Source organism: Caballeronia sp. J97, assembly GCF_905220305.1.
Lineage (GTDB): Bacteria > Pseudomonadota > Gammaproteobacteria > Burkholderiales > Burkholderiaceae > Caballeronia.
The window spans coordinates 51,681-72,252 of record NZ_CAJMZL010000028.1 but is presented as its reverse complement, the minus strand read 5'-3'; the positions used below and the strand labels follow the sequence as shown (position 1 = coordinate 72,252).

18 protein-coding genes and 2 pseudogenes are annotated in these 20,572 nt (G+C 61.5%); 7 read left to right on the top strand and 13 right to left on the bottom strand.

The features are described 5' to 3' along the window. Nucleotides 1–60: 60 nt before the first annotated feature. Complete coding sequence (locus U4Y90_RS27890) at nucleotides 61–1,035, top strand: bifunctional helix-turn-helix transcriptional regulator/GNAT family N-acetyltransferase (protein WP_321799473.1); 975 nt, start codon at nucleotides 61–63, stop codon at nucleotides 1,033–1,035. 1 nt (nucleotide 1,036) lies between these two features. Here the strand turns inward: U4Y90_RS27890 and U4Y90_RS27885 are convergent, their stop codons facing one another. From U4Y90_RS27885 to U4Y90_RS27870, 4 genes are all read right to left on the bottom strand, one after another. Then, entirely contained in the window at nucleotides 1,037–1,957 is a 921-nt protein-coding gene (locus U4Y90_RS27885; protein ID WP_321799472.1) for a dihydrodipicolinate synthase family protein, read from the bottom strand. Nucleotides 1,958–1,969: 12 nt separating this feature from the next. After that, nucleotides 1,970–3,682: an IlvD/Edd family dehydratase gene (locus tag U4Y90_RS27880; RefSeq protein ID WP_321799470.1), complete on the bottom strand. Its 1,713-nt coding sequence runs from the start codon at nucleotides 3,680–3,682 to the stop codon at nucleotides 1,970–1,972. 142 nt (nucleotides 3,683–3,824) lie between these two features. Then, nucleotides 3,825–5,141 carry an MFS transporter gene (locus U4Y90_RS27875; RefSeq protein WP_321799468.1) on the bottom strand — a complete coding sequence of 439 codons (1,317 nt, stop codon included), beginning with the start codon at nucleotides 5,139–5,141 and terminating at the stop codon, nucleotides 3,825–3,827. Between the two features lie 17 nt (nucleotides 5,142–5,158). After that, on the bottom strand, nucleotides 5,159–6,340 hold the full coding sequence (locus tag U4Y90_RS27870; protein WP_321799466.1) for a M20 aminoacylase family protein: 1,182 nt from the start codon (nucleotides 6,338–6,340) through the stop codon (nucleotides 5,159–5,161). Nucleotides 6,341–6,473: 133 nt separating this feature from the next. Between U4Y90_RS27870 and U4Y90_RS27865 the strand changes: the two genes are divergently transcribed. Then, a complete protein-coding gene (locus U4Y90_RS27865; RefSeq protein WP_321799528.1) occupies nucleotides 6,474–7,367 on the top strand; it encodes a LysR substrate-binding domain-containing protein in 894 nt (297 codons plus the stop codon). A gap of 85 nt (nucleotides 7,368–7,452) precedes the next feature. Here the strand turns inward: U4Y90_RS27865 and U4Y90_RS27860 are convergent, their stop codons facing one another. Continuing rightward, nucleotides 7,453–7,971, bottom strand: coding sequence for a hypothetical protein (locus U4Y90_RS27860; protein WP_321799464.1), 519 nt, complete (start codon nucleotides 7,969–7,971; stop codon nucleotides 7,453–7,455). A 182-nt stretch (nucleotides 7,972–8,153) separates the two neighbouring features. On the opposite strand from U4Y90_RS27860, the gene U4Y90_RS27855 reads away from it, so the two are divergent. Then, nucleotides 8,154–8,792, top strand: coding sequence for a YceI family protein (locus U4Y90_RS27855; RefSeq protein ID WP_321799462.1), 639 nt, complete (start codon nucleotides 8,154–8,156; stop codon nucleotides 8,790–8,792). Between the two features lie 10 nt (nucleotides 8,793–8,802). Here the strand turns inward: U4Y90_RS27855 and tdh are convergent, their stop codons facing one another. After that, complete coding sequence (tdh, locus tag U4Y90_RS27850; RefSeq protein WP_321799461.1) at nucleotides 8,803–9,840, bottom strand: L-threonine 3-dehydrogenase; 1,038 nt, start codon at nucleotides 9,838–9,840, stop codon at nucleotides 8,803–8,805. A 102-nt stretch (nucleotides 9,841–9,942) separates the two neighbouring features. Next, the gene (locus tag U4Y90_RS27845; protein WP_321799460.1) at nucleotides 9,943–11,145 is read right to left on the bottom strand and encodes a glycine C-acetyltransferase; all 1,203 of its coding nucleotides are present in this window, start codon (nucleotides 11,143–11,145) and stop codon (nucleotides 9,943–9,945) included. 155 nt (nucleotides 11,146–11,300) lie between these two features. Between U4Y90_RS27845 and U4Y90_RS27840 the strand changes: the two genes are divergently transcribed. Next, on the top strand, nucleotides 11,301–11,903 hold the full coding sequence (locus tag U4Y90_RS27840) for an XRE family transcriptional regulator (protein ID WP_321799459.1): 603 nt from the start codon (nucleotides 11,301–11,303) through the stop codon (nucleotides 11,901–11,903). 133 nt (nucleotides 11,904–12,036) lie between these two features. Here the strand turns inward: U4Y90_RS27840 and U4Y90_RS27835 are convergent, their stop codons facing one another. After that, nucleotides 12,037–12,225, bottom strand: coding sequence for a CsbD family protein (locus tag U4Y90_RS27835; protein WP_321799457.1), 189 nt, complete (start codon nucleotides 12,223–12,225; stop codon nucleotides 12,037–12,039). Between the two features lie 267 nt (nucleotides 12,226–12,492). Between U4Y90_RS27835 and U4Y90_RS27830 the strand changes: the two genes are divergently transcribed. Next, nucleotides 12,493–12,849, top strand: a complete 357-nt coding sequence (locus tag U4Y90_RS27830; RefSeq protein ID WP_321799455.1) for a DUF2471 family protein — start codon at nucleotides 12,493–12,495, stop codon at nucleotides 12,847–12,849. A 163-nt stretch (nucleotides 12,850–13,012) separates the two neighbouring features. Here U4Y90_RS27830 and U4Y90_RS27825 read toward each other — a convergent pair whose 3' ends face one another. Further along, entirely contained in the window at nucleotides 13,013–13,144 is a 132-nt protein-coding gene (locus tag U4Y90_RS27825) for a hypothetical protein (protein ID WP_321799453.1), read from the bottom strand. 176 nt (nucleotides 13,145–13,320) lie between these two features. Between U4Y90_RS27825 and U4Y90_RS27820 the strand changes: the two genes are divergently transcribed. Next, nucleotides 13,321–14,361 carry a tyrosine-type recombinase/integrase gene (locus tag U4Y90_RS27820; protein ID WP_321799451.1) on the top strand — a complete coding sequence of 347 codons (1,041 nt, stop codon included), beginning with the start codon at nucleotides 13,321–13,323 and terminating at the stop codon, nucleotides 14,359–14,361. A gap of 22 nt (nucleotides 14,362–14,383) precedes the next feature. Here the strand turns inward: U4Y90_RS27820 and U4Y90_RS27815 are convergent, their stop codons facing one another. Further along, nucleotides 14,384–15,583, bottom strand: coding sequence for a DNA-binding protein (locus U4Y90_RS27815; RefSeq protein WP_321799450.1), 1,200 nt, complete (start codon nucleotides 15,581–15,583; stop codon nucleotides 14,384–14,386). 1,720 nt (nucleotides 15,584–17,303) lie between these two features. Between U4Y90_RS27815 and U4Y90_RS27810 the strand changes: the two genes are divergently transcribed. Further along, the gene (locus tag U4Y90_RS27810) at nucleotides 17,304–18,659 is read left to right on the top strand and encodes a replication initiation protein (RefSeq protein ID WP_321799448.1); all 1,356 of its coding nucleotides are present in this window, start codon (nucleotides 17,304–17,306) and stop codon (nucleotides 18,657–18,659) included. A gap of 105 nt (nucleotides 18,660–18,764) precedes the next feature. Here the strand turns inward: U4Y90_RS27810 and U4Y90_RS27805 are convergent. The 3 genes and pseudogenes from U4Y90_RS27805 to parA form a co-directional block, all read right to left on the bottom strand. Beyond that, nucleotides 18,765–19,646: pseudogene (locus tag U4Y90_RS27805) on the bottom strand (ParB/RepB/Spo0J family partition protein); the annotation flags it as partial. 77 nt (nucleotides 19,647–19,723) lie between these two features. Next, nucleotides 19,724–19,829: pseudogene (locus U4Y90_RS36195) on the bottom strand (chromosome partitioning protein ParB); the annotation flags it as partial. 24 nt (nucleotides 19,830–19,853) lie between these two features. Continuing rightward, nucleotides 19,854–20,516 carry a ParA family partition ATPase gene (parA, locus tag U4Y90_RS27800; protein ID WP_321799445.1) on the bottom strand — a complete coding sequence of 221 codons (663 nt, stop codon included), beginning with the start codon at nucleotides 20,514–20,516 and terminating at the stop codon, nucleotides 19,854–19,856. Nucleotides 20,517–20,572: the final 56 nt, after the last annotated feature.

The following is a 20,572-nucleotide window of genomic DNA, read 5'->3' as shown; positions in this document are numbered from 1 at the left end:
GTTGCGGGTCGCAACTAAATTGAACGAATCTGGTTGCGCTTCGCAACCGATGGAGACGTCATGGATTTCATCGACACCCCCGTTCAATCCCGCGAAAAGACCATCCTCGAACTTCGCGAGTTTTCGCGCAAGCTCGTGCGCGAACTGGGCTTCATGCGCAACACGCTGGCGGACAGCGGGCTCGCGCCCTCGGCGGTGCACGCGATCATCGAGATCGGCGCGACGCCCGGTATTCAGGCACGCGACATCGCGCAGATTCTCCGGCTCGACAAATCGAATGCGAGCCGGCAGATCGCGCGCCTCGAAGCGGCCGGACTGATCATGCGGCAGACATCGAGCGACGATGCGCGCTCGTCCGAACTGTATCTCACGACGGCGGGGCAGAAGCTGCGCAGAAAGATCGACAAGTTCGCGACCGATCAGGTATCCGACGCGCTGCGCCGCATGGTGCCCGAAGATCAGCAGACCCTCGTGCGCTCGCTCGCGCTCTATGCCGATGCGCTCGCGCACGGTCACGACCACAAGACGTCGCAGGCCGCGCATACGGAGAGCGCGCGCATCATCGAAGGCTATCGGCCGGGCTGCATCGGCGACGTGGCGAGCCTGCACGCGCGCTTCTATGCGCATCATGCAGGCTTCGGCGTGTTCTTCGAGCGCAAGGTCGCGACCGAGCTGGCCGCGTTCGCCGAAAGTCTGCCGGCGCAAGGCAAGGCGCTGTGGCTCGTGATGGAAGGCGAACGCACGCTCGGCTCGCTTGCGATCGACGGCGATCTCGTCACGCGCGAAGCGCATCTGCGCTGGTTCATCATCGACGATGCCTTGCGCGGCAGCGGCGTCGGCAGGCAATTGATGGCACGCGCGATGACTTTCGTCGACGCACATTATGACGAGACGTATCTGTGGACCTTCAAGAGTCTCGATGCGGCGCGCCACTTGTACGAATCGTTCGGCTTCGCGTTGACCGATGAAGCCGAAGGCACGCAATGGGGCACGTCGGTGACCGAGCAGCGTTTCACGCGCCGCCCGGTCCGATGATTCAACGACGCAACACCCGCGACGTCGGGCCGAGGCGTTGCGCGAAACGGCGCGCACATTCGAGGCCGAACTGCGTCGGACGCGCGCCGCGATCGTGCAGCACATCGAAGCCCATGCGCCACGCCGCGATGCGCTTGCCGTAACAGGTGAGCGTTTCCAGGGACTGCATCACGAAGACGATCTCCGGCAGCGTGTCCGCGTATAGCGATTCGGCGTCGTGCTCGCGGCCTTCGACGAAAGCGTCGTGAATGGCGACTTGACGATCGAACGCGTCAGGCGCGACGATCAGTCCGGCGCAACCTGCGCGCAGGTTGTCCATGAGCTCCTGACCACCGCGCCCGTTGAATACCGCGAGCGTCTGTTCGAGCGCGCGCAGGCGTTCGATGGTCGCGCGGATCGTCAAGGCCGGCCCTTCGCCCTTCAGCAGGCGGAAGTTGGGGCACTCGGCCGCGAGCGCGGCGATCGATTCCGCCGACAGTCCCACGCCAAGATATTCCGGCGCGTTCTGAATGCCCGCGTTCGCGCCGGTTCGTTCGAGCACCGATGCAAAGAAGTCGTAGTAGAACGCCTCGGGCTCGCCGCGCATCGACGGCGGCTGAAGGATGATCCACGATGCGCCGCGTTCGAGCGCATGGCCGGCGAGCGCGACCTGGGCATCGACGCTATCGCCGGTGATGGTGACGGCGAGCGGCACGCGCTTCGCGATATGCGCGGCGCACACGTCGATCATCGTGCGCTTTTCGTCCTCCGACAGGCGATTGACTTCCGTCGCGAGACCGAGCGTGACGATCGCAGGCGCGCCCGCCGCGATGGTCGCGTCGATCTGCCGGCGCGTGGCGTCGCTGTCGAGCCGGTTCAGCGCATCGAAATAGGCGTACAGCACCGGCCACATGCCGGGCGGCGGCGTTTTTAAGTCCGACATCGACACCTCCGCTCAATGTGAATCGCGCGGCACGGACGCGCCGCTCGAACCGACGAGGAAGTCCAGGTCCGCGCCCTGATCCGCCTGCAACACGTGCTCGACATACAAGCGGTAGTAACCGCGCTTCGGCAACTCGGGTGCCTGCCATGCGGCGCGGCGCCTGGCGAGCTCTTCGTCCGACACGTCGAGATGCAGACGGCGCGCTTGTACGTCGAGCTCGATCATGTCGCCCGTCTGCACGAGCGCGAGCGGTCCGCCCGCCGCCGCTTCCGGCGATACGTGCAGCACGACCGCACCGTAGGCCGTGCCGCTCATGCGGCCGTCGGAGATGCGAACCATGTCGGTGATGCCTTTTTGCAGCACCTTTTTCGGCAGCGGCATGTTGCCGACTTCCGCGAAACCGGGATAGCCCTTCGGCCCCGCGCCCTTCAACACCATGATGCAGTGCTCGTCGATATCGAGCGAATCGTCGTCGACTTTCGCGTGAAGCTCTTCGACGTTCTCGAACACGACCGCCCGCCCGCGATGCTTCAGCAACGATTCCGTCGCCGCCGACGGCTTGATGACCGCTCCGTTGGGCGCGAGATTGCCCTTCAGCACCGCGATGCCCGCGTGCGGCTTGAACGGTTTCTCGAAGCGGGTGATGACCTTCTCGTCGTAGTTCGACGCTTCGCTCACGTTGTTCCAGATCGTGCGGCCGTTCACCGTGAGCGCATCGCGATGCAGCAAGCCTTGTTCGCCGAGCTGACGCAACACAGCGGGCAAGCCGCCCGCGTAATAGAAGTCTTCCATCAGGTACTCGCCCGATGGCTGCAGGTTCACGAGACACGGCACGTTGCTGCCCAGCTCCCAGTCTTCGAGCTTAAGCTCCACGCCGATACGCTTCGCCAGTGCGATCAGATGCACGACCGCATTCGTCGATCCGCCGATGGCCGCGTTCGTGCGTATCGCGTTCTCGAAGGCCTCGCGCGTGAGGATCTTGTCCATCGTGAGATCCTCCTTGACCATATCGACGATGCGTCGTCCCGCCATGTGCGCGAGCACCTGACGGCGCGCATCGACGGCGGGAATCGCGGCGTTGTGCGGCAGGCCCATGCCGAGCGATTCGACCATCGAGGCCATCGTGGAGGCCGTGCCCATCGTCATGCAATGGCCTCGCGAGCGGTTCATGCACGACTCGGCCTCGACAAATTCTTCCCGCGTCATCGTGCCCGCGCGCACTTCTTCCGACATCTGCCAGACACCCGTGCCCGAACCGATGGTGCGGCCGCGAAAGCGCCCGTTGAGCATCGGCCCGCCCGATACCGCGAGCGCGGGCAGGTTGCACGATGCCGCGCCCATCAGCAGGGCGGGCGTGGTCTTGTCGCAGCCGACGAGAAGAATCACGCCATCGATAGGATTGCCGCGAATGGACTCTTCGACATCCATCGACGCGAGATTGCGAAACAGCATGGCCGTGGGCCGCAGATTCGATTCGCCGAGCGACATCACCGGAAATTCCAGCGGAAAGCCGCCCGCCTCGCGCACGCCGCGCTTCACGTATTCCGCGAGCTCGCGGAAATGTGCATTGCACGGCGTGAGTTCCGACCATGTATTGCAGATGCCGATGACCGGCCGGCCATCGAACTGATCGTGAGGAATGCCTTGGTTCTTCATCCATGAGCGATGAATGAAGGCGTCTTTGTCGTTACCGCCGAACCAGCTTTGCGAGCGTAGCTTGCGCATGGAAGTCCCCTTTTATCGCGCTCTCTTCATAGTGTGGGATCCAGCAAAAAAAAGGCCGCGCGGGCGGCCTTTCGAAACCCGGACACGTCGAGTTATACACCTCGCTACGCATCCGGCGCGCGTCTCGCGCAAGATTTGACGATCAGTCGAGCGTCTCGTGAGAGCGTTCGCGCATGCATGCCACCGCGATCACCGAGAGCGTGCCGCAGCCGATCACATACCACGCGGGCGCCATCACGCTCTTCGTGATGACGATGAGCGAGGTCACGAAGAATTGCGCGAAGCCGCCGAAGATCGCGACGCCCAGACTGTAGACGATGGCCGCGCCCGTCGCCCGCACCGAGCGCGGAAACAGTTCGCCGAGCATCGCGCCGGTCGGACCGACGTTGAGCGAATGCACGATGGAGAGCGCCGTGACGACCGCGAGCAGCGTGCCGGTCGTCGGCGACTGGTTCAGGAGCGCGAAGGCTGGCCAGATCGCGAGCATCAGCAGGATTCGCGTCGTCTGTGCAAGCTTGTTGCGGCCGATGCGATCCGACAGATAGCCGCCGATCGGCGCGACGACGAAGAGAATCGCGCCCGACACGCAGCCCGAAAGCATCGCCGTCCAGCTCGGCAGGCCGAGTGTCTTCACGCCGTAGATCGACAGATAGAACACGATGATGAAGTGGGCCGACGTGCCGCCGATCGTCAGGCCCAGTCCGTTGAGCACCGCGCGGCCATGTTCGCGCAGCACGGTGACGAGCGGAATCTTCGGCGCTTTCGGAGCGCTCGCGACGCTTTCACGCGGCGCTTCTTCCATCGTGCGACGCAGCCACCAGCCGACCGGCACGATCGCGGTGCCGATGATGAACGGCACGCGCCAACCCCAGCTTTCGAGTTGCGCCGGCGTGAGCGATGCCGTCAGCGCGACGCCCGTCAACGCGCCCGCGAGCGCGGACAGACCCTGGCTCGCGAACTGCCACGATGCATAGAATCCACGACGGTTGGCAGGCGCCTGCTCGAGCAGCAGCGTCGTCGATGCGCCCACTTCGCCGCCCGCCGAAAAGCCCTGAATGAGCCGCGCGATCACGAGGATGACCGGCGCCGCGAGCCCGGCCTGCGCGAACGTCGGCGCGACGGCGATCATCGCGGTGCCGAGCGCCATCAGGCCGAGCGTGAGCAGCATCGCCTTCTTGCGGCCGGCGCGATCGGCGTACATGCCGATCAGCAAGCCGCCCACGGGACGCGTGAAGAATCCGACGCCGAAGCTCGCCACCGCGAGCAGCAACTGGCCGACCGGATCGTGCACCGGAAAGAACAGCTTGCCGATGACGAGCGCGAAGAACGCATAGACCGTGAAGTCGTAGAACTCGAGCGCGTTGCCGACCGCCGCGGCCATCACGAGCCGTGTGCGCGCTGCACGGCTGGTTTGCGTCGATGCGTTCGCCGGCGCGCTGGCGAGAGTAGGTGCGTTCATGATGTGTTCCGAAGAGGTCAGTCGGCGAGCCAGGCTTCTGCCAGGCGCACCCAATAGCTCGCGCCGATCGCAAGGATGTCGTCGTTGAAGTCGTAGCCGGGGTTGTGCACCATGCAGCCGCCCTTCGAGCCGACGCCGTTGCCAATCCACGCATACGTGCCCGGACAGGCTTCGAGCATGAACGAGAAGTCTTCGCTGCCCATCAGCGGCTTCGCGGCCGGATCGACGCGTTGCGCGCCGAGCATTTTCGTCGCGACATCGGTAGCGAAGGCGGTCGGCTCCGCGTGATTCACGAGCACCGGATAGCCGAGTTCGTAGTCGATCGCGGCCGTGCAGCCGAACGCCAGCGCCTGCGCGTTCACGAGCGCGGTAATGCGTTCCTGAAGCTGCTTGCGCACGCCCGCGTCGAGCGCGCGCACGGAGAGCTTCATCAGCGCGGTATCGGGAATCACGTTGCACGCCTCGCCCGCCTGCACGCTGCCGACGGTGACGACCGCGGACTTCTGCGCATCGATTTCGCGCGCGACGATGCTGTTCAGGCCGAGCATGATCGATGCGACCGCGGGCATCGGATCGCAGGCGACGTGCGGCATCGCGCCATGACCGCCGACGCCGCGCACCGTAATGTTCACGCGGTCCGACGACGCCATGCCCGGGCCCGGCGTGAAGAACATGTCGCCCGCGGGCAGGCCGGGCATGTTGTGCAGGCCGAACACGGCGTCGCACGGGAATTTCTCGAAGAGACCGTCCTCGATCATCGCGCGCGCGCCCGCCTCGCCCTCCTCGGCGGGCTGGAAGATCACGATCAGCGTGCCCGAGAACTGGCGGCTCTCGGCGAGATAGCGCGCGGCGCACAGGAGCATCGCGGTGTGGCCGTCGTGGCCGCATGCGTGCATCGTACGGGCGTGCTTGCTCGAATACGGCAGGCCGGTGGCTTCCTCGATCGGCAATGCGTCCATGTCGGCACGCAGGCCGATGCGCTTGCCGCCCTCGCCTTCGCTCAGCACGCCGACGACGCCCGTCTTGCCCAGCCCGCGATGCACTTCGTAGCCCCATTGCGCGAGCAATCCCGCGACGAGATCGCTGGTTTGCGTCTCTTCATACGCAAGCTCCGGATGCGCATGGATGCGCCGGCGAACATCGACGAATTCCGATGCGATGGCGGCAATGCCGGGGATGACGGGCTCGACTGACAGCATGTGACACTCCTTGCTCGATGCGGTTTCAACGTGTCCCAAGCATATAAAGCCGAAAAGCAAACCAAAAGACGGTAAATTTATTGCGTGATTACCATCAGTTGTCGGTGCTAACCCTAGGGTGTCGCTCATGAGCATGAAGTTTCACCAGTTGCGTGCGTTTCTGACAACCGCCGAGCAAGGCAGCATCCGCGCGGCCGCGCGCAGCCTTCATTTGTCGCAGGCGGCGCTGACGAAGGCGATCAAGGAACTGGAGCAGGATCTCGGCGTGCCGCTCGTGTTGCGCACCGCGCGCGGCGTCCAGTTGACCGCGTTCGGGCAGCAGTTGCGCGTGCGGGCGCATTTGATCGTGAGCGAGATGCGCCGCGCCGAAGACGACATCGCGGAGATGAAAGGCGCGGGTGCGGGAAGCGTGAGCGCGGCCGTCACGCCGACCGCCGCGCTATCGATACTGCCGCAGGCGTATCGCGCGTTTCGCAAGCAGATGCCCAACGCGCGCGTGAGTTTCATCGAGGGTTTTCCGGGCGTCGCGATGCCGCGTTTGCGCGACGGCTCGCTCGACTTCGTCGTGGCGGTCGTGGTGCCCGAGCACCTCGCGCCGGAGTTCGATCACATCGAGTTGTACGAAAGCCGCTCGGCGATCGTCGGGCGCGCGGATCATCCGCTGCGGCACTGCACGTCGCTGGCGGAATTGTCGGATGCGGAGTGGTTGCTGAATCCATCGCCGGAAAGCTCGACGCAGGCGCTCCTCGATTCATACGCCGAGCGCGGTTTGATGGTGCCCAAGCGCGTGATCGAGTGCCCAAGCTTCATCATCGCGCATGGCTTGCTGCGCGGCTCGGATGTGCTGGCTTCGATGCCTGCCGCCTTGCTCGAACATCAATGGGTCAGCGAGGGCCTCTCGATCTTCCCGATCGACGATCCGTTGCCCGCGGTGTCGGTCAGAGTCGTGACCCGGCGCGATAGCCCGCTGACGCCCGCCGCTACGTTGTTGCTGGAGTGCCTCCAGCACGCGGCGCGCTCGAGGTGAAGCGCGGTTCGAGTCAATGCCGCCTGTCTGAGCGATCCGGGATCGGAGAGCGTGTGGGACGAGAGGTGAGATTATTCAGGATTACCTAGAATTTCACTTTGAGCATGAAACCGAGCGTGAACGGAAGGTCGCTCGAAGGTATCGGCGGAATCAGGATGATGTTCGCGCCGACGCGCTTGTATTCCAGCATGATGAGCGGCGCGGCAACCGGACCGACCGTATGGTTATGACCGATGCCATAGCTGCCGTAGTCGTAGCCGGAAATGAGACCGGCCATCACGGCGAGCCTGACGTAATGCCAATGAAGGAAGTCCGGTCCCCACACGCCGCCGCCATAGAACGACGGCTTCGACAGCGAGTTGCGAAAGTAGCCGCCGGTGACGGCCCATTGCGGCGCGACCCAGCATTCCACGCCGATGCCGGGATTGAATTGCTCGAAATCCTTGTCCGGATGAACGTGATACGAGGCGATCATCGCGTCGACCCAGAGGCCGTCCCCACACCAGCTCGCGTGCGCGGCGGGCGTCCATGCCGACGTGGCCAAAGCAGCGGCCGTCAACCAGTGCGCGCGGAAAGTGCGGAAACGGGACAACCAGGTGCGCATGTGTTCTCCGCCGTCGCACGTATGCGATGGCGCCTTTTTCGAGATGAAGGTCGAGGCGAACTCTACCTGATCGCGCCATTTTCGTGTGTGCTGACGAAAAGACCGTGACGGCTTGCGCACGCTTTCACGATCTCGGCGAAACTTGCCGAAGTTTCTATTTTTCGGTTTCGAGGTCAGGCACGATGAAAAGTTATAAGCGTCTCGTTCCTTTTGTGGCGGCGCTCGCCTTGATGGCGTGCACGCCGCTGCAGGTCGTTACGCATCATGTGTCGTCGAGCGAATCGAGCGTGCCGCCGGGGCGCTACCAACTCGATCCCCATCACTGGAACGTCAGCTTCGACGTCGATCACTTTCATTACTCACGTTTCGTCATCCGATTCGACAAGACGACGGCGCAGCTCGACTGGAATGCGGACGGAATGTCCGCAAGCTCGGTGCGCGCGCGCATCGATGCGTCGAGCGTCAACACCAACGTGCCGCTGCTCGATCGCATGCTGAAAGGGCCCGACATGTTCGATGTCGCGCGTTATCCGGACATCGTCTTCGTCAGCACGGCTTTCCAGCGCACTGGCGACGACAAGGGCGTATTGACGGGCGATCTGACGATCCGCGGCACGACGAAGCCGGTCACACTGAATGTGACGTTCAACGGGCACGCGGTGAATCCGCTCACGAAACAGGAAACGCTGGGCTTTTCAGCCGACGGACAATTTAGCCGCGCGCAGTTTGGACTGACGACGTGGTATCCGGCCGTCGGCGACGACGTGCACGTCGCCATACAGGCCGAATTTTCGAAGGCGCCGTCGGATAGTGCTCAGTGATGTCCGCCGCTCAAGCCGCGACGGCGGTCCAGTCGAGTACGACCTTGCCGCTGTTGCCGGAGAGCATCGTGTCGAATGCGCGCTGATAGTCGTCGACAGGAAAGGTATGCGTGAGGATCGGTGAAAGATCGAGGCCGCTTTGGAGCATCGCGACCATCTTGTACCAGGTCTCGAACATCTCGCGCCCGTAGATGCCCTTGATTTCGAGTCCCTTGAAGATCACCTGATTCCAGTCGATCGCGGTTTGCGCCGGCGGAATGCCGAGCAGCGCGACCTTGCCGCCGTGGTTCATCGATTCGAGCATCGCCGTGAATGCGCTCGGCACGCCGGACATCTCCAGACCCACGTCGAAGCCTTCGGTCATGCCGAGTTCGCTCATCACGTCGCGCAGGTTTTCGTTCGCCACGTTGACCGCGCGCGTCGCACCCATCTTGCGGGCGAGTTCGAGCCGATAGTCGTTGACGTCGGTGATGACAACATTACGCGCGCCGACATGCCGCGCGATCGCCGCGGCCATCACGCCGATCGGACCCGCGCCGGTGATCAGCACGTCTTCCCCGACGAGGTTGAACGAGAGAGCGGTGTGGGTCGCGTTGCCAAACGGATCGAAAATCGCGGCAAGGTCATCGGAGATATCGGGCGGAATCTTGAAGGCGTTGAACGCCGGAATCACGAGATATTCGGCGAATGCGCCTTCGCGATTCACGCCGACCCCGACGGTGTTGCGGCACAAATGACGACGTCCCGCGCGACAGTTGCGACAGAAGCCGCAGGTGATATGGCCTTCGCCCGACACGCGATCGCCGATGGCAAAGCCGCGCACTTCCTGTCCCATCTCCACGATCTCGCCGACATATTCATGGCCCACATGCATCGGCACCGGAATCGTCTTTTGCGCCCATTCGTCCCATTTCCAGATGTGGATGTCGGTGCCGCAGATCGCTGTCTTGCGGATGCGGATGAGAACGTCGTTGTGGCCGACTTCAGGCCGCTTAACGCGCGTCAACGTGAGGCCGGGGGCGCGTTCGAGTTTGGCGAGGGCTTTCATTGCGATTGATCCTGACGTTTGGTCGTGATGATGCTTCTTCGAGGGTCGAGGGCTTGTGGCCGTCCCTCATAGCTTTATGCGCATAAAGGTCGGCGCCTGCGCTCAGCGAATGATGCCGAGCGATCGGCCGACGCGAGCGAACGCATCGACTGCACGATCGATCTGTTCCGGCGTGTGCGCCGCGCTCATCTGCGTCCGGATTCGTGCGCGTCCCTTGGGCACGACGGGGTAGGAAAAGCCGATCACATAAACGCCTTCATCGAGCAACGCGTCGGCCATCTTCGACGCAAGCTGCGCGTCGCCGAGCATGACCGGAATGATCGGATGTTCTCCGGCAACGAGATCGAAGCCGAGCGCTGACATCGCTTTACGAAAGTGCGCGCCGTTCTCACGGACACGCTGGCGCAAAGTCGCGCCTTCATCGCTGGCGAGTAGTTCGAGCACCTTCAGGGACGCCGCAGCGATACTCGGCGCCAACGTGTTCGAGAACAGATAAGGCCGGCTGCGCTGACGCAGCAGATCGATGACTTCTTTGTGCGCTGCGACATAGCCGCCCGAAGCACCGCCGAGCGCCTTGCCGAGCGTACCCGTGATGATGTCCACGCGATCCAGCACGCCGCAGTGCTCCGGCGTCCCGCGTCCGCCGTCGCCGATAAAGCCGACGGCGTGCGAATCGTCGACCATCACGAGCGCGCCGTAACGGTCGGCGAGATCGCAAATGCCGGCCAGATTGGCAATGATGCCGTCCATCGAAAATACACCGTCAGTCGCGATCAGCTTGAAACGCGCGCCGGCGGCGTCGGCTTCCTGAAGGCGCGCTTCCAGATCCGCTAGGTCATTGTTCTTGTAACGCAGACGTCGCGCCTTCGAGAGCCGCACGCCGTCGATGATGCTGGCGTGATTCAACTCGTCGCTGATGATTGCGTCTTCCTCGGTCAACAACGTCTCGAAGAGGCCGCCGTTCGCATCGAAGCAACTTGAATAGAGAATCGCGTCGTCGGTGCCGAGGAACTGCGCGATCGCCTGTTCAAGCTCCTTGTGGACGGTCTGCGTGCCGCAGATGAAACGCACGGACGCCATGCCGAAGCCATCGGCATCGAGACCGGCCTTCGCGGCTTCGATCAGGCGACGATCGTCAGCAAGGCCAAGATAATTGTTTGCACAGAAGTTCAGCACGCCGCTTCCGTTCGCGAGCCGAATGTCCGATGACTGCGGGCTCGCGATGACGCGCTCCGTTTTGTAGAACCCCGCGGCGCGAATTTCGTCGAGCGTCGAGCGGAGGTGGGAGAGGTATCGGTCTTTCATCGCAATCCTTGTTCGTGGCTGCTCATGCAATCCGCGCGCTTGCTGCCTGCCCGCGCGGTCCTTAGCCCTGTTATAGTGCATTCATCGCATCGGACATGTTCGATATTTCGAACCTATTTCCGATATGCCGAACACTTTAAGGGATTGATGGATTCATGGCAAGCTCGGGTTCAGAAGGAAAGACGGGTGACCTCGCAGGCGCAGGCGCGACACCGCCGCGGGTCGGGGAAATCATTCAGCGGTTGCGCAATGAACGGAAACTGACGCTCGACGATTTATCGCGAGCGGCGGGGGTATCGAAGTCGATGCTGTCGGAAATCGAACGTGACAAGGCCAATCCAACGATCGCGGTCGCCTGGCGACTGACCAACGCGCTCGGCATCAGCCTCGATCAATTGTTCGCGCAGCAGAGGCCCGTCGAAGCAATTCGCGTAGCCGGCCCGCACGAGATACCGACCTTGAGCGGCGACAATGGTGGCTATCAGTTGCGCGTCTGGGGCCCGATTGAACTTGCCGGGAAATTCGAGTGGTACGAGCTCACGCTTCAGTCGGGCGCCGCGCTCACGTCGAATGCGCACGAGCCCGGGACGCGCGAGCATCTGACGGTGCTAAATGGTTCGATCGAAGTGGATGCTTCGGGCGCGACGCGTCGTCTGAAAGCCGGTGAGACTGCGCGGTATGCCGCGGATGAAGCGCATGCAATCCGCAATGTGGGACGGGCAGATGCCAAGGCGCTGCTCGTGGTCATTCACGGCTGACGTGCGGCCCGCTCAGGCACCTTTATGCGCATAAATTCCGGCACTTGGCACGCCGGCTCAAAGAAAAGCGGGACGCACGTCGCGTACGTCCCGCTCCAATCGGCGCCAGCATTTCAGCGCCGTCTTTCACGTCTTACGGATTCTTCTTCACGCTGTCCTTGAGTTCTTCACGAGCATCGCCCACGCCTTTCTGAACCTTGCCCGCAGCCTGCTGCAGATCACCCTTCGCTTCCTGAGCCTTGTCGCCGGTCATTTTGCCGACGCCCTCGTTGATCTTGCCCTTGACCTGCTTGCCAACGCCTTCGACTTGATCCTTATTCATCTCAGTTCTCCCGTGATTTACAGCGCTGTCGGCCGCGCGGTGCCGTCGAACGAACGCAGAAACGCCCCTGCACGTTCCGCTCAGGAGAATTCCCAAGCATGGCTCAACGATGCGCTTCGTTCGTCGACGCGCATAGCGGCGCATGTCTGAATCGCACGTAGGCGGAATCGCACATACACCCGAACCGGCTAGCGCGACGCTATTTTCATTGCAACAAGTACTGTATATTTGTACAGTACAATAAGACCGGTTGGGAAGGGGTGAATCATGGAGTCGAATGGTGAAAATCTAAGCAGAAGGCAGTTTGCCCGTGCTGTACGTGACCTCGAGCGCATCACGCGTCAGATCGCGGGGCGGTATATTGATAAAGGCGTTCCCCTGACCTGGCGGCTGTTGCATGCAATCGAGGCCGAGGCCGTAGCAGACCTCGGATTTGCGGGACGACATGAAGCCGCACTGCGCGAACTGTTCGCGCGTCCCGACGACTTTCATTTTCCCGAAACCGACGACGTAGTCGATGTCGCATCTTCGGACGCGTTGCCCGCTGTTTTTGCCTTCGCTGTGGACGCCTACGAACGCGCCGCACGACAGAGCCGACCGCAAGCGGTTATCGCTGCGCACTGACACGTCGATCCGGCACGCGTCAAGGCCCGCGTGCCCTGGTTCATCTCCTCGCATCGAATTGCTTAACGGCGCAAAGTCCGCTGCCGTGTCTGCGTCGGAACGCGCATCGACCTTGTCGTCCTGGCACGCGGCGCGAGACACCTCAACATCCTTCTCTTACTGATCACGTAGCCGCGAGGAAAAGCGGTTTGTCGTCGTGATTCGTGAGCAACAAAACGAGACAGCGCGTGCCGACGCTACCCGCCACCGCGAAGGCGACCCCATAGACGTAAGCCTTCAAGGATTGCTGGGCCATCGCCCACTCCTCTTGACTCAAGTGTTTGTAGATGGCAGGAAGCCGTATATTCGACGAAGCGCCCGCGCGGAAAGACGGTTATCGACACCTGGACGAACACTCGCGCTTGACGCCACGCGCCCGAGGCCCGACCCTGTGCGCAGTGCAATACAGCGGGCAACGTGCCTTCGAACTCTATGCCGAACACTTCCGATCTCTTCGATCAACAGCGCGCCGACTGGCAGGCGGATCCGCACGCCGCGTTCGATGCATGGCTCGCCCAGCAATCGTTCAGGGCGTCATCGGCCGATGTGTATCGTGCGCAATGGGGAAATTTTCTCGAATGGCTGGCCGCGAAGCGCGCGACCCTGCACACGGTGCAACGTCCGGTCATCGAGCAGTTCGTCGCGCAACTGGATATTCGCCGTCCTCAGCGCATGCGCTACCTGCGGTTGATCGAGCGCGTGCTGGATCACGTGCGGGAAGTGGAATCCGCGGCGACGAATCCGGCGCGATTCATCGCCCAAGACGGTGACGCGGCATGGCGCAAAGCACGCGACAACGAGCCGACCGGCTTTCTCACGCACGACGAGCGCGCGCTACTCGTCGCGCATCTGTTTGCGCCGATCGGCGCGGTGCCGGCCGGACAGCGCTGGCGCGAGCGGCGCGACCGGGCATTGGTCGCTGTTTTTCTCGGCGGCGGTGTGAAAACGGGCGAGGCGGCGCAGTTGACCGTGGATTGCTACGCGGCGGGCGCGCCTTACTTGACCGTCGACGCCGCGAATCCGCTGTTGATCCGGCAAGCGCGACTCGCACCGTTCGCGGTGGACTTGCTCGACGACTGGATTAGCGAGCGCAAGGCAGCAGGTCTCGCAGGCGAACTGCTGTTTCCGGCCGCGCCGTCGGGACGCTCCATGCACAAGGCCACGATGCTGCGGGCGATCGATGCGGTCGTGGCCGCGTCGGGCATCGGCGCGTCTCGCGTGGCACGGGCGAGTCCGCAAACGTTGCGCAATACCTACGCCGCGGAGTTGTTCGAAGACGGAACGGACCCGGACCGCGTCGGACAGTGGCTCGGATTCCAGCAGACGATCTCCGTGCACCGGCTGCATCGCGCATGGCAGGAATGGATGGGTGAGCAAATACGGGAACGTGATATCGCCCGGGCGCGCGCCGATGGGAAGTCTGACCCGGACCTGTCCGGCTCCGTCGGCGATCCCGAAAATTCTCACCTTTGACGATTTCCGTTGGGCAACGCGATCAGGAGGCGCTCACGCGCGCCGATCGCAGGAATCCATCGACGGCAGCGAGCTTCGATATCGCCACGCCCGACGTCCGTTCGCAGTTCGGGCAGGAAAGTTCGTATTCGTCTTCGTGACGCTGCAACTCCGGTTCGCCAGCCTCGCATGCCGGACAGACTGCCGGCGCTACGACGTGCGCATCCACTTGCGTGCCCAGCCCGGCGATCTCGGTGGCACTGAGACGTCCCCGCGCCGCCAGCGACGCGATCAGCGCGCCGACTTCGGCGCTCGCGCCGGACTGGATGCGCTGTGCGTCGCGCTCGAAAGTTAGGGCATCGATTTCGTCGGATTGCGCGCGTACCTGCGACTCGAGCCGGTCCGCACGGCTTCTTGCCGCGCTAAGTTGTTGAATAAAATCGAATTCTTTCTGGCTCGCCTCGCGGGCGCCCGTCTGATAGGTGGCGGCCATGCCGCGCAGCGAGTCGAGTTCGACCAGCATCGGGTGAACGCGTCGTTCGGCTTCCTTGACGGCGTCCTTGATCTGCTGGGCGTAGTGTTCCGTGTTGTGACGCAGTTCGCCCTGAAGTTGGTCGACACGGTCGCGCAACCGCGCGGCGCCATCCTGCTCCGACTGCAAGCGGTCGGACAGCGCCTCGTTTTCTTTTTCCCAGCGGATGATGACTTCGCGCAAACCGGCCTGAGCGTCCGCCCCCTGACTTCGCAGCGCCTTCAACTCTGCCTCAAGAGCGGAGATTCGTGCAGCACCTGCTTCGGCGCGCGCCTCCGCACGCTGATGAGCTTGTTCGATCGTCTCCCGGCGGATTTCGGCATCGCGAATTTGGGCTTGCGCGGCTTCGACAGCGCTATCGAGACGTGCTTTGTCGTCTTTCAGGGCGGATCGCGCAAGCCTTTGCGCCTCGTCGTAGAGCGCGGCCAGCAGTTCTCCCGCGCGTTCTTGCAGTGACTCCGGTATGGCGCCAGCGTCGATACGCACATGTAGCGCCGAGCGCAAATCGGTCCAGAAGGCTTCGATATCTTTCGGGATGTCGCTCGCGCTGCCGGTTTGAGTGAGTTCCCGGACAGTGGTCACCGACGGTCGAATACCGAGGTCGAAGAAAAGTCGCTTGCATGCGTGCTGCGAAAGGTCCTGTCGTCGCGCGCCGGCCGCTCGCATCGCATCGATTTCTTGGCGTAGTGTGTCGCGGGTATGCTGGTCCATGGCTGGGAAATAGACAGTTCAACATCACAATCATAACGTTTTACGTGTTGAACGTTACGTATTTGGTTGAAGCGCGTGCAGGCGGGCTAATATCAAACCACTTTGCGTCTTGCTGCTCATATTACCGACCTCTCGCAGCACCTTTCGTGAAACATCCTGAGGAAGTATCTGCAAGCCTATGATTAGGCTTGGATTTTAGCGGTATTTCGTCGACATGCTGTTGTTTCACGTGTTTCGAGTCAGTGGTGACTTTTTACAGGGAAGCACATCGACGTTTGAGAGTGTTAGAAGTAAACACCCTTGAACCTTGTTAACAACGTTAACGCCACGCTAAAGCCTTATCCCATCAGGGTTTGCGGGCTATCGGGTGAGATGGTACGGGAGCTATGGTGAAGACCTGCGGGAGACATCGGTGACGAGCTTCGGGATCGTCGGTGAGTAGGCACAGGAGGTTTCGTGAGCGGGTTCGGGAGTCGTTGAAAACACGAGGGTGAGCGAATTCGGGAACGCACTTCCGCGTGAGCATTGACAAGTGGAAGGCGTCTGTCGATGAGTCATTGACCGAAGGTGAGAATTTTCGGGAATCTGCGAAACACCGGATTTATATTGTTTTTCAGGTTGTTTTTACCGAGTGGTGAGCTTTTTCAGGGAAAAATCGGAGACAAAGGTGAGCTTTCCCGGGGTCGAAAGCCCCGTTGGACCGCGAATTTCATCGGAACATGTCTATAGGTGAGGGTTTCCGGGAGGAATAAATAATCCCGGAATACCGCGTGGATCGTCTTTGTCTCACTCACGTTGTCGAAATTGGCGTGAGGTGAGTCTTTACGGGAACAGAGACGCAGACCGTTTCTGCAGTTTTGCCCATCAGTCGCTGGGGAATGGTGAGGAAATACGGGACCAGGATTCGCGTCATCGAGATCGTTCGCGCTGACCGAAACTGGACCTGAACGTAAAAATGCAGTGAAAACATATGGATAGCTCGAACCCATGTTGTTCCGGTCTGCGGGTGGTGAGGGAATTCGGGAGCGGCCGCTTCCAGAGGAGGATGTGCCGATCGGGCGATCGGTGAGGGTTTGCGGGAACACATCGGCTCACAAGTATGTGAAGAAAGCGATATAAGTGCCTGGAACGGCGGATTTTTTTATCAAGGACGGTAAAGGGTGAGTCTTTACGGGAGTTGAGGTGAGCCCTTTCGGGATCAGTCGCCAAGGTGTCGGTATTTGTGAAAGGTGAGTCTTTGCGGGAGAGCCTCGATGCACGATTGCGTCACTGCAGGCCCAAGAATAAGGCTCGTCGCGTGGAACAGCTTGTCTAAGGTGAGTGTTTCCGGGAATTGCAAGACGGGTTCGGTTTACGAGTGAGTCCGCTCATCGAAGTATTCGCACCAGAAGGCCTCTTGCTGCGAGAAAATGTAGTCAACCTAGCCCTGTCTCGGGCACGCCACATCGCGACGTTTCATCGAAAATTTTTTGAGGTGAGCATTTTCGGGACGCCTGTCCGCTCGTGGCATCGCGTGGAAAAAAGGCCGCAATCCGTTTACCCGCGCGGACATTACACGAATGGGACGAAGGCGATCGGTGAGTGGTGAGCGTTTACGGGAACGCACCGCAGTGAGCCGTCCCGCCGGTGCCGGGATCACCCCTGTACGGTGAAGACACCCCTATAGACGGGTTTCACCCCAATCGGTATTCTTTCTCGCAATATCGATCTTGACCATTTCATGGCCACCAAGCGCGCGAAGAAAACCGACGTAGTCAGCCCGAGTTCGGCGGAATTGCGCAAGGCAGTCGAAGCCATTGCGATCCAGCCGAAAAGCGGCAAGATCACGCTTCTCACGAGAAAGCTGTTCAACGTGCTCCTCGCAGTTGCTCAGCAGGCGGATGAATCAGGCGACACGTATCGCGCACTTTTGTCGGATATCGTCGCAAACTCTGCGTTCGACTCGAACGATACCGCGCTGGTCAAAGAACATTTGCGTCGCATGGTGTCGGTGCAGGTCGAGTGGAGCACCGGCACGTCGAGTCAGAAGCCCGGTCGAAAATGGGGCATTTCGACGCTGATCGCCGATGCCGAAATTCTCGAAGATCCGACGACGCGCCGCGTTTGGGTCGAATTCTCCTTTGCACCCAAGATCAAGAAGAAGCTGCTCGATCCCGTCCAGTACGCACGCTTGAGCCTGCAGTTCCAGAGCCAGTTGCGTAGCAGTGCTGGCCTTGCACTCTACGAGATCTGCGTTCGCTATCTCACCAATCCCAGTCATCTGACGATGCGCGAAACATGGGAGTGGTGGCGGCCCATTCTGTCGGGTACGCCCGATACCGAAGCCGGCGACGAGGCCAAGCGCGAGTACAAATATTTCAAGCGCGATTATCTTCGTCCCGCGATCGCTGAAGTGAATGCAGTGACGAACATCTTCGTCGAACTGGTGGAGCATCGCGAAGGGCGGCGCGTGGCGGAAATTCAGTTCCGCGTGACCGAGCGCAAACAGCCGATGCTCGCGCTCGATGAACATCCGAATGTGTTCGATAGCACGCTGGTGGATCGGATGGTGAAGATCGGCATTCCACTGAAGGACGCTCAGACCTTATATGCCGACAGTGAGGAAAATCGCATCCGCGCTGCACTGCAGATGACTGAACAGCGCATGCGCAGCACGTCGTTGCCGCCGGTTCGTAGTGCCGCAGCGCTCTTCAAGGACGCGCTCAAGAAAGGTTATGCGCCGCCGGTGGAGGCGCTGCCGCCCGCCGCGAGCGGTGCCGCCTCACGAACGCCCGCAGCCGTGTCAGGCGCCGACGATCTCAAAGCTCGCTTGTTGAGCGAATTTTCGGCCTACCGCCGCAAGGAAGCGCGCGTGCTGTACGACGAACAAGGTGAGGAAGAACGGGAACTCGCGCGTCAGTCCTTCGAGGACGATGTACTGCCGGGACTCGGCACGCACATGCGCGATGATTGGCGCAAGCGCGGACTGGATTCGAAACTCGCCGAAACCTCGTTTTTCGACTGGCTGGCTCGTAAGACGTGGGGCGAGCCCACGGATGGCGACCTGCTGGCCTTTACGCTGAGTCAGTCGCGCTGATTCTTCGCGGCCGGCCGAAACCGCAGGCAGGCCCGCAATGCTTTTCGACGAAGAAAATCTCAATCAATGCGGCCGCCGAAAAATCCTCGGCGACCGTTCATTGCATCACTGCTTGGTCTCGACAGCCTGAAGCATCTTTTCGATTTGATGCAGCAACTCATCGCGCTTCTCGCGCGACAAACCGCGCAACCGCAATTCGAGCCGATCTTCGCCGTATGACTTCAGATCGCCGACCGAGACGCCATCCAATTTGATCTCGAGACGCTGGGCATATCGCTGACGACTCGGCGGCTTCGGTGCTTCCTGAGCGCTCGCGCGGCCTTTGACGATATCGGCGACCTGCCTTGTGCTCAGATCGTCCGAGGTGATCTTGTTGATGAGCCGCAGCGTGGCGTCGCTGCCGCGGGCGGCGTGGTAGCGGGCGATCTGATAGGCCATGTTCGAGCCGAATCGGTCGGGCCGCGCGACCATCTCGTGCATCACGTTCTCAGGAAGCTTCGCGATGGACAAGGCCACCGCGATCGTCGATTCGTCGAGGCCCAGATGATCTGCCAGTTCGCGCTGGCTCTGAAAATGCTGCTCGTCGAGGAAGCGTCGCCAGACCACGGCGTTGTCGAACACTGTCTGCGAGTCACGCTGAACGTTCAGATCGTAGCCCAGCTTGTAACTCTGAATACCGATCGGCAGGTCGACGACCACCGCCTTGACGGTTTCCTTGTTCGCCTCTTTCAGTGCTCGCACGCGCCGGCCGCCATCGCTGACGAAGAACGTGCCTGGGTTCTCGTAGTCCGGAATAACGTGAATCGCTTGCTGTTGGCCCTGCTTGGCAAGGTTGACAGCCAGCTCCGCGATCGAGGTCTTAAGATAAAAATGGCGCGGGTTGAACGGACTGGGTTTGATCGCCTTGAGCGGGAGTTCGATCACTTGCCCCGTCGTGTAGCGGTTCGCACGCCTCCACATGCGATAGTCGTCCGACTCCGGTCCGGCATTGGTATCACCGGGTTCCTCGGCGATGAACGCGCTCGATCGGCCGTTCGCCGCAGCCTGCCCGACGTGTTGAATATCGACGATGCCATCGATCGCATTGAGACGGTCGAGCGCCGTGCGCTTCTCGCTGCTTGTCGAATCGGGGCGAGCCTTGAAGCCCTTGGCAAACTGGGACGGTTTCATTCAGGGTCCTTTATGCGCATAAAGTCACGAGAGCATGCCGAGGATCTCATCGGCCACCGCGCGGATCTCCGCTGCAGCGAGGCGTGAGCCGCGATCGGTCATTTGAAGCACGGTCAGCCCGAGCGCCATTGCCTGCTTGTAGCACTCGCGCGTAGGAATCTGCGTCTTCAGCAATGGGAAGCCGAGCTCTTCGAGCGCCACCTTGAGCTCGCGTGTGAGCATCCGCTTCTCTTCCGTCTTGTTGAGGAGGAAGACGGCGCGCAGATCTTCGTTCATCACTTGCGCTTGCTGCACGAGTTTGACGAGGCCGACGCTCGACCAATAGTCCGCAGGCGACGATGAAGTGGGGATCACGGCGACGCTCGCCGCGAGCAGCACGACGCCGGAAACCTTCTCGGTGATCGACGGAGGGCAATCCACAACGATGATGTCGTAGTCGTTGACGAACTTCTTGATCTCGCGGTGGATCTGCCCGCCAGCCTCCGAGAGATTGACGACGGGAAACGGAATTCCGCTTGTGCCGTCCGATGCGGCGCTCGACCAATGGATCAGCGTGTTCTGACCATCGGCGTCGACGACGAGCACGCGCTTCTTCTTTTCGTGAAAGGCTGCACCGAGGTGCATCGCAATCGTGCTTTTGCCGACGCCGCCCTTCTGCTGCGTGATCGCTATGATTTCCGCCGCCACGTTTTGCTCCGAATTTTGAAGTCCGTTGAATTCTACATCGGCGTATATATTTTTCC

Excerpts from the sequence above, each read along its gene's own strand:
- U4Y90_RS27890 (WP_321799473.1), top strand. The coding sequence starts at position 61 with ATGGATTTCATCGACACCCCCGTTCAATCCCGCGAAAAGACCATCCTC.
- U4Y90_RS27885 (WP_321799472.1), bottom strand. The coding sequence starts at position 1,957 with ATGTCGGACTTAAAAACGCCGCCGCCCGGCATGTGGCCGGTGCTGTAC.
- U4Y90_RS27880 (WP_321799470.1), bottom strand. The coding sequence starts at position 3,682 with ATGCGCAAGCTACGCTCGCAAAGCTGGTTCGGCGGTAACGACAAAGAC.
- U4Y90_RS27875 (WP_321799468.1), bottom strand. The coding sequence starts at position 5,141 with ATGAACGCACCTACTCTCGCCAGCGCGCCGGCGAACGCATCGACGCAA.
- U4Y90_RS27870 (WP_321799466.1), bottom strand. The coding sequence starts at position 6,340 with ATGCTGTCAGTCGAGCCCGTCATCCCCGGCATTGCCGCCATCGCATCG.
- U4Y90_RS27865 (WP_321799528.1), top strand. The coding sequence starts at position 6,474 with ATGAAGTTTCACCAGTTGCGTGCGTTTCTGACAACCGCCGAGCAAGGC.
- U4Y90_RS27860 (WP_321799464.1), bottom strand. The coding sequence starts at position 7,971 with ATGCGCACCTGGTTGTCCCGTTTCCGCACTTTCCGCGCGCACTGGTTG.
- U4Y90_RS27855 (WP_321799462.1), top strand. The coding sequence starts at position 8,154 with ATGAAAAGTTATAAGCGTCTCGTTCCTTTTGTGGCGGCGCTCGCCTTG.
- tdh (WP_321799461.1), bottom strand. The coding sequence starts at position 9,840 with ATGAAAGCCCTCGCCAAACTCGAACGCGCCCCCGGCCTCACGTTGACG.
- U4Y90_RS27845 (WP_321799460.1), bottom strand. The coding sequence starts at position 11,145 with ATGAAAGACCGATACCTCTCCCACCTCCGCTCGACGCTCGACGAAATT.
- U4Y90_RS27840 (WP_321799459.1), top strand. The coding sequence starts at position 11,301 with ATGGCAAGCTCGGGTTCAGAAGGAAAGACGGGTGACCTCGCAGGCGCA.
- U4Y90_RS27835 (WP_321799457.1), bottom strand. The coding sequence starts at position 12,225 with ATGAATAAGGATCAAGTCGAAGGCGTTGGCAAGCAGGTCAAGGGCAAG.
- U4Y90_RS27830 (WP_321799455.1), top strand. The coding sequence starts at position 12,493 with ATGGAGTCGAATGGTGAAAATCTAAGCAGAAGGCAGTTTGCCCGTGCT.
- U4Y90_RS27825 (WP_321799453.1), bottom strand. The coding sequence starts at position 13,144 with ATGGCCCAGCAATCCTTGAAGGCTTACGTCTATGGGGTCGCCTTCGCG.
- U4Y90_RS27820 (WP_321799451.1), top strand. The coding sequence starts at position 13,321 with ATGCCGAACACTTCCGATCTCTTCGATCAACAGCGCGCCGACTGGCAG.
- U4Y90_RS27815 (WP_321799450.1), bottom strand. The coding sequence starts at position 15,583 with ATGGACCAGCATACCCGCGACACACTACGCCAAGAAATCGATGCGATG.
- U4Y90_RS27810 (WP_321799448.1), top strand. The coding sequence starts at position 17,304 with ATGGCCACCAAGCGCGCGAAGAAAACCGACGTAGTCAGCCCGAGTTCG.